The organism is Duganella guangzhouensis (genome assembly GCF_009674535.1).
GTDB lineage: Bacteria > Pseudomonadota > Gammaproteobacteria > Burkholderiales > Burkholderiaceae_D > Rugamonas > Rugamonas guangzhouensis.
In genome coordinates, this window is sequence record NZ_WKJK01000049.1 from 1 (window position 1) to 6,991 (window position 6,991).

Genomic DNA, 6,991 nt, shown 5'->3' on the forward strand with positions numbered 1-6,991 from the left:
CAATCCTCCCAAAGCTACACGGGCTCTGCCGTAGCGTTCCGCTACGGCAGAGCCCGTGTAGCTTTGGGAGGATTGACCCCGGGTTTTAGACTTGCATGTTCATGATGTCGTGGTAGGCCGACACCAGTTTGTTGCGCACCTGGAGCGTGGCCTGGAAGTTGATGCTGGCTTTTTGCTGCGCAATCATGACGTCGGACAGGCTGACGCTGTCGTCGCCACTGGCGAATTGCTTGCTCAGCCCGTCCGCCTGGACCTGGCTGGCGTTCACCGAGTCCAACGCGCTCTTCAAGGCGTCGCTGAACTCGGCCTTGGTGGTCGCCGCCGGCTCGGTCTGGATCACCGGCGGCGTCAGGCTGGGCTTGGTGGCCGCCGCCTTCAACTGCGCGATCATCGACTGAATCTGACTGCTGTCGATTCCTCCTGTTTTCATACCTCACTCCCTCGTTATTGCTTTCGTGAAATAATTTTCACGACTTGGCTGGGCCTGGCGTTACAATGACGCACGGCTTTCTCAGCCCTGACAGATTAACAAGAAACACGCCAGCCCTCTGGATCGAGCAGGACCGTAAACCGTGCGCTGTTCGGGGGTTTGCTTTTCCCAATTTCCAGCAATAATGGCGGTATTCCTTATAGAACCCTCATCCGGGACCCAACCATCATGGCCGTAGCGGAAGAAATCGATAACGCCACAGCAACGCCCGACGACGGCGCCGAGAAACTGCCTTTCATCCAGACGCCGATGGGCCGCAACTTCGTGCGCGCCGCCGGTGCCGCCGCCATCGTCGCTGTCCTGCTCGGACTGTGGCTGTGGAACAAGCCGCCCGAGTACGCGGTGCTGTTCTCCAACTACACCGACCGCGACGGCGGCGCCATCACGGCCGAACTGGACAAGATGCAGGTCAAGCACAAGTTCGCGGACAATGGCAGCGCCATCCTGGTGCCGGCCGATCAGGTGCACGACATTCGCCTCAAGCTGGCGGCGCAAGGGCTGCCCAAAGGCGGCAATGTCGGCTTCGAGCTGATGGAAAACCAGAAGCTGGGCGTATCCCAGTTTGCCGAGCAGGTCAATTACCAGCGCGCGCTGGAAGGTGAACTGGCGCGTTCCATCATGTCGCTGGCGCCGGTCGAGAACGCCCGAGTCCACCTGGCGCTGCCGAAACCATCGGTGTTCGTGCGCGACCAGCAAAAGCCGACCGCGTCGGTGATCGTCACGCTGCACCCCAACCGCATGCTGGACAAGCAGCAAACCGGCGCCATCGTCCACCTGGTGGCCTCGGCGGTGCCGGAACTGTTGCCATCCAACGTCAGCGTGGTCGACCAGGCCGGCAATCTGATTTCCGACCAGGACAAGCCGGGCGCCAGCAACGCCAAGCTCGATGAGCAGCAGCTGAAATACGTCAAGGACATGCAGGCCCAGGTCATCAAGCAAGTGGAGTCGATCGTGATCCCGATCGTCGGCGACGGCAATGTGCGCGCCGAAGCGGTGGCCGATGTCGATTTCGCGCAGATCGAGCAGGCATCGGAAAATTACAAGCCGAACTCGCCGCCGGCGGCCTCGGCCATCCGCAGCCAGCAGACCAGCGAAACCAACGGCAACAACGGCGCCGCCAATCCGGGCGGGATTCCGGGCGCGCTGTCGAATCAGCCACCGGGCACCGCCACCGCGCCGTTGAACCAGACCGCCCAGGCCAACGGTCCCAACGCGCCGGCACCGGGCACGCCGCCCGGCACCGCCGCCGCCGGCGCGGCCGCCAACCCCAGCCACAAGGAATCGACTACCAATTATGAAGTCGACAAGACCGTGCGCTACGAGCAGCGCGGCATGGGCGGCCTGCGCCGCCTGACGGTGGCGGTGGTGATCAACTACAAGCGCATCATCGATAAGGACGGCAAAGTTACGGTAAAAGCCTATACTCCTGAAGAGATGGCCAAGATCAATGATCTGGTCAAGCAGGCCATGGGCTACAACCAGGACCGCGGCGACGCCGTCAGCGTCGCCAATTCGCCGTTCGATGGCGTCGACAAGCCGTACGAGGCGCCACCGGAATGGTGGAAAGATCCGGCCAACTTGCCGATGGCCAAGGATCTGGCCAAGTTCCTGATTACCGCCCTGATCCTGCTGTATATTGTGCTGCGCATCGTGCGGCCGATGATGCGCCCGGTGTTCAAGAAGATCGACGAGATCAATGCGCCGGAGCCGGAACCGGAAGTGCCGGAAGAAATCTTGCCGGACGAACCAGATCCAGCGCTCATCGCCGAAGAAGAGTTGCGCAAAATGGAAGAAAACACCGCGCGCGGCTACCGCGAAAACCTGGCCATGGCCAAGAAACTGGCGGTGGAAGACCCACGCATTGTGGCCAACGTGATTAAGGAATGGATAGGCGCCAATGACTGAGAATACCGGACTGCAAAAAGCCGCCATCCTGATGCTGGCGATGGGCGAAACCGAGGCCGCCGAGGTGATGAAGTTCCTCGGCCCGCGCGAGGTGCTGAAGCTGGGCGCCGCCATGGCGACCATGAAAAACGTGCCGCACGAGGAAGTGGTGGGCACGCTGGACAATTTCCGCGACATGGTCGCGGCCGCCTCCACCGTGGGCCTGGACTCCGACGAGTACATCCGCCAGGTGCTGACCAAGGCGCTGGGCGACGACAAGGCCTCGGTGCTGCTGTCGCGGATTCTGGGTGGCAAGGACGCGTCCGGCATCGAATCGCTGAAGTGGATGGATTCGCAATCCGTGGCCGAGCTGATCCGCAACGAGCACCCGCAGATCATCGCCACCATCCTGGTCCACCTGGAGCGCGACCAGGCCTGCGAAATCCTCGGCAATTTCACCGACCGCCTGCGCAACGACGTGGTGCTGCGGATCGCCACGCTGGACGGCGTGCAGCCGGCCGCGCTGCGCGAGCTGAACGACGTGCTGACCAAGCTGCTGTCGGGTAACGAAAACATCAAGAAATCGACGCTGGGCGGGGTGCGCGCGGCGGCCGAGATTCTCAACTTCATGTCCGGCGAGCAGGAAAGCTCGGTCATGGACAATATCAAGAACTACGACAACGATATGGCGCAGAAGATCATGGACGAAATGTTCGTGTTCGACAATCTGATCGATATCGACGACCGCGGCATCCAGTTGCTGCTGCGCGAAGTGCAGTCGGAAATGCTGATCATCGCGCTCAAGGGCGCGTCGCAGGAGTTGCGCGACAAGATCTTCAAGAACATGTCGGCGCGCGCGTCGGAAATGATGCGCGAAGACCTGGAATCCAAAGGTCCGGTGCGGCTGTCGGAAGTGGAAACCCAGCAAAAACAAATTCTGCAAATCGTGCGCCGCCTGGCCGACGAAGGCCAGATTGTGCTCGGTGGCAAAGGTGAGGATTCCTTCGTTTAATGGCTATTCAATCGAAAGACGCGCAGCCGGCCTTCAAGCGCTGGGAAATGACCTCGTTTGGCGACGAGCGTCCCAGCATGGTCGCGCTGCGCGAAGCGGAACAGCGCGAGATCGACGCCGAGAACGCCCGTCTGGCGGCCAAGCAGCGCATGCACGAAGCTTTGCAAGCACAGCAGGAACAGATGGAAATGGGGCCGCCGCTGCCACCGCCCACGGTCTACCCCACCGTCGAGGAGCTGGAAGCGATCCGCGAATCGGCGCGCAAAGATGGCTATGACGAGGGCCACGAGGCCGGCCACGCCGACGCCATGGCGGCCGCCCAGGAAGCGCTGAAGGAAGAGTTGCAACAAGTGCGCGTGCTGGCCGACAACTTCAGCACCGCGCTGCAGGATGCCGATCAGCTGATCGCCAACGAGGTGCTGGAACTGGCGCTGCAACTGGCCAAGGGCATGCTGAAGAACGCGCTGCAGGTCAAGCCCGAGCTGATCTTGCCGATCGTGCGCGACGCCATCGAATACCTGCCGGTGCTGCAACAACCGGCGCTGCTGGCGCTGCATCCGGACGACGCGCCGACCGTGCGCGCCAGCATCGGCGAGGAACTGAGCAAAGGCGGCTGGCGCGTGGTCGAAGACCCATCGGTCGGCCGCGGCGGCTGCAAGGTCGATACCGCCAGCAACACCATCGACGCCACCGCCGCCGCGCGCTGGCAGCGCCTCAGCCATGCGCTGGGCAAAGAAGTGGATTGGCTGGACTGATCTCATGGACGCGGTCGCCAACGCCCCTTCTCCTACCTCGGCCAACGCCCACGCCGGGCGCTGGAAATCCTATCTGAACGACTGCGCCGCGCTGGTAGAGATGGTGGAGCCGATGCAAGTCTCCGGCCGCGTCACCCGGGTCGCGGGGCTGGTGATGGAAGCGGTCGGCCTGCGCCTGGCGGTCGGTGCCGCCTGCACCGTGCCATTGCCCAGCGGCGGCAAGATCGAAGCCGAAGTGGTTGGTTTCGAAGGCGACAAGCTGTTCCTGATGCCGCAGTCCGATGTCGAGGGCGTGGTGCCGGGCACCCGCGTGTTCCCGGTTGAGCCGTCGATACCCAAGCCGGGCAGCGTCAGCCATCCACGCCGCCGCCCCAGCGACCGCGCGCGCCACCTGCCGGTCGGCATCGAGCTGCTGGGCCGGGTGGTGGACGCCGCCGGCCGGCCGCTGGATGGCCACGGCCCGATCAACGCCGTCGAGAGCGCGCCCATCAACACCCGCCCCGCCAACCCACTAGGCCGCGCGCCCATCGTTGAAACGCTGGACGTGGGCGTGCGCTGCATCAACGCCATGTTGACGGTGGGACGCGGCCAGCGCATGGGCTTGTTCGCCGGCTCCGGCGTCGGCAAGTCGGTGCTGCTGGGCATGATGGCGCGCTACACCGAGGCCGACATCATCATCGTCGGCCTGATCGGCGAACGCGGCCGCGAGGTCAAGGAATTCATCGAACAAATCCTGGGCGAGGAAGGTCTGGCGCGCTCGGTGGTGGTGGCGGCCCCGGCCGACACGCCGCCGCTGATGCGGCTGCAGGGCGCGGCGTATTGCACCGCGATTGCCGAGCATTTCCGCGACAAGGGCCAAAACGTGCTGCTGATCATGGATTCTCTGACCCGCTACGCCATGGCGCAACGGGAAATCGCGCTGGCGATCGGTGAACCGCCGGCCACCAAGGGCTATCCGCCATCGGTATTCGCCAAGCTGCCGGTGCTGGTCGAGCGCGCCGGCAATGGCGAGCTGGGCGGCGGCTCGATCACCGCCTTCTACACCGTGCTGACCGAGGGCGACGACCAGCAAGACCCGATCGCCGACTCGGCACGGGCGATTCTGGACGGCCACATCGTGCTGAACCGTCGTCTGGCCGAGGCCGGCCACTATCCGGCGATCGACATCGAACAGTCGATCAGCCGCGCCATGCACTCGATCACCTCGCACGAGCACCAGACCAAGGCACGCCACCTGAAACAGCTGTTTTCACGCTTCGAGCGCAGTCGCGACCTGATCAGCGTCGGCGCCTACGCCGCCGGCACCGATCCGGTGCTGGACCAGGCTATCCAGTTGCATGATCGGATAGAAAATTTCTTACAGCAACAGATCACGGAACGCGTCACCATGGGCGAGAGTTTGGGGCAACTTACCTCTCTGTTCGACTGATTGAAGCCCTGAGCGGCCACCTATAATGGATTCATTATGGCTTCCAAAGCGCAATTAGAGACCTTGATGGACCTGGCGCGTCGCGAAACCGACGATGCCGCCAAACGGCTGGGCGTGGCACTGAGGGCGGTCGACGACGCCAAGCAAAAGCACGTCATGCTGGTGAATTTCCGCGAGGAATACGTCAAGCGCTTCGAAGCGGCACAGGCGGCAGGCATCACGCCGATGGCTTATCGCAATTTCGTGGCGTTCATTGAAAAGCTGGAAACCGCGATCAAGGGCCAGACCGATATGATCCACCACGCCGAACACCGCAGCGGCCAGGAAAAGGCGGCGTGGCAGGCCAGCGAACGCAAGCGCATGTCGTATTCCACGCTGAACGACCGCGCCGATGCCGCCGCGCTCAAGCTGGAAAACAAGCGCGACCAGAAGCTGATGGACGAATTCGCAGCCCGGGCCGCGTACTACAAACGATGACGGATTAATCAACCGATACGGCGTACAACATGCAGACTCAGAACCTCCAAATTCCTACCCTGAACGCCAATGCGGTGACCACGTCCAAGAATACGGTCAGCTTTGGCGCCAGCGGCGACAATGATGCGTTCAAGCAGGCATTGTCGCGCGAGATGGATCAGCGCGAGGCCAGCAGCGCCACCAGCAGCAACCAGCCTACCCGCGCCGCCGAGCGCCCTGCCGCGTCGCGCGCGTCCGCGCCTGCCAAGCAGCAAAGCGCGCCCGCCAAACCCAGCCAGCCGGAAAACGACGACGCCGACACCACGGCGGCCAGCAGCACTGCCAGCACCGACACCAGCAGCCAGACTAGTACCACGCAAACCCAGAGCAGCGACAGCGACAGCACCGATAGCGATAGCAAAACCAGCGCTAGCGACGCCGCCGCCAGCGATGCAAAGGCCGCGCAAAGCGCCGATCCGGTGGCCGACATGCTGGCCCTGGTGGCCGCCTTCAACCAACCGCTGACGCCACCACCCGCCCCTGCCGCCGCCAGCGTCGATGCCGCCACCGCCGGTGCCACCGTGACCACCGGCGCCGCCAGCGCCGCCGCACTGGCCGCCGCTGCCGCAGCCGCCGCAGCGGCCTTGAGTGCGGGTAGCGACGCTGCCGCCACCAGCGCCGATGCCGATGCCGCCGCACTGGCCGCCGCCACTGCCAAAGCCTCCGGAGCCGCCGACACTGATGCCGCCGCGCTGCAAGCCACGCAGGATGGCGCCGCCGGCGCCATCGAATTCAAACCGGGACCGACGAGAGCTGCCGCCCCCGCCCCGCGCGCAGCCGACGCCGCCGCCGCCGCAGCCGCCGCGGCAGCAGCTCCAGCCGCCGCCGCCGCGGTGGAAGCCGCTCCGGTTGCCGAAGCTGCCGCGCCAGTGGTCGCTGTCGAACCAGTGGTCGCCGCTCCAGTA

Annotated in this window: 6 protein-coding genes and 1 pseudogene; 6 read left to right on the forward strand and 1 reads right to left on the reverse strand. The window is 64.1% G+C overall.

Annotation, left to right across the window (positions count from 1 at the left end):
• Positions 1-85 precede the first annotated feature (85 nt).
• On the reverse strand, positions 86-430 hold the full coding sequence (fliE, locus tag GJ699_RS33740) for a flagellar hook-basal body complex protein FliE (protein WP_154383791.1): 345 nt from the start codon (positions 428-430) through the stop codon (positions 86-88).
• Positions 431-658: 228 nt separating this feature from the next.
• Here fliE and fliF point away from each other — a divergent pair, with 228 nt between their 5' ends.
• The 6 genes and pseudogenes from fliF to GJ699_RS33770 form a co-directional block, all read left to right on the forward strand.
• Entirely contained in the window at positions 659-2,395 is a 1,737-nt protein-coding gene (gene fliF, locus GJ699_RS33745) for a flagellar basal-body MS-ring/collar protein FliF (RefSeq protein WP_154383792.1), read from the forward strand.
• Positions 2,388-3,386, forward strand: a complete 999-nt coding sequence (fliG, locus tag GJ699_RS33750) for a flagellar motor switch protein FliG (RefSeq protein ID WP_072781382.1) — start codon at positions 2,388-2,390, stop codon at positions 3,384-3,386. The genes fliF and fliG overlap by 8 nt, the downstream gene beginning before the upstream one ends.
• Positions 3,386-4,141, forward strand: a complete 756-nt coding sequence (locus tag GJ699_RS33755; RefSeq protein WP_154383793.1) for a flagellar assembly protein FliH — start codon at positions 3,386-3,388, stop codon at positions 4,139-4,141. Before fliG ends, GJ699_RS33755 begins: the two co-directional genes overlap by 1 nt.
• A 4-nt stretch (positions 4,142-4,145) precedes the next feature.
• Positions 4,146-5,570 carry a flagellar protein export ATPase FliI gene (fliI, locus tag GJ699_RS33760; protein ID WP_154383794.1) on the forward strand — a complete coding sequence of 475 codons (1,425 nt, stop codon included), beginning with the start codon at positions 4,146-4,148 and terminating at the stop codon, positions 5,568-5,570.
• A gap of 36 nt (positions 5,571-5,606) precedes the next feature.
• Positions 5,607-6,047 carry a flagellar export protein FliJ gene (fliJ, locus tag GJ699_RS33765; RefSeq protein ID WP_154383795.1) on the forward strand — a complete coding sequence of 147 codons (441 nt, stop codon included), beginning with the start codon at positions 5,607-5,609 and terminating at the stop codon, positions 6,045-6,047.
• Between the two features lie 29 nt (positions 6,048-6,076).
• A pseudogene (locus GJ699_RS33770) lies at positions 6,077-6,991 on the forward strand (flagellar hook-length control protein FliK); the annotation flags it as partial.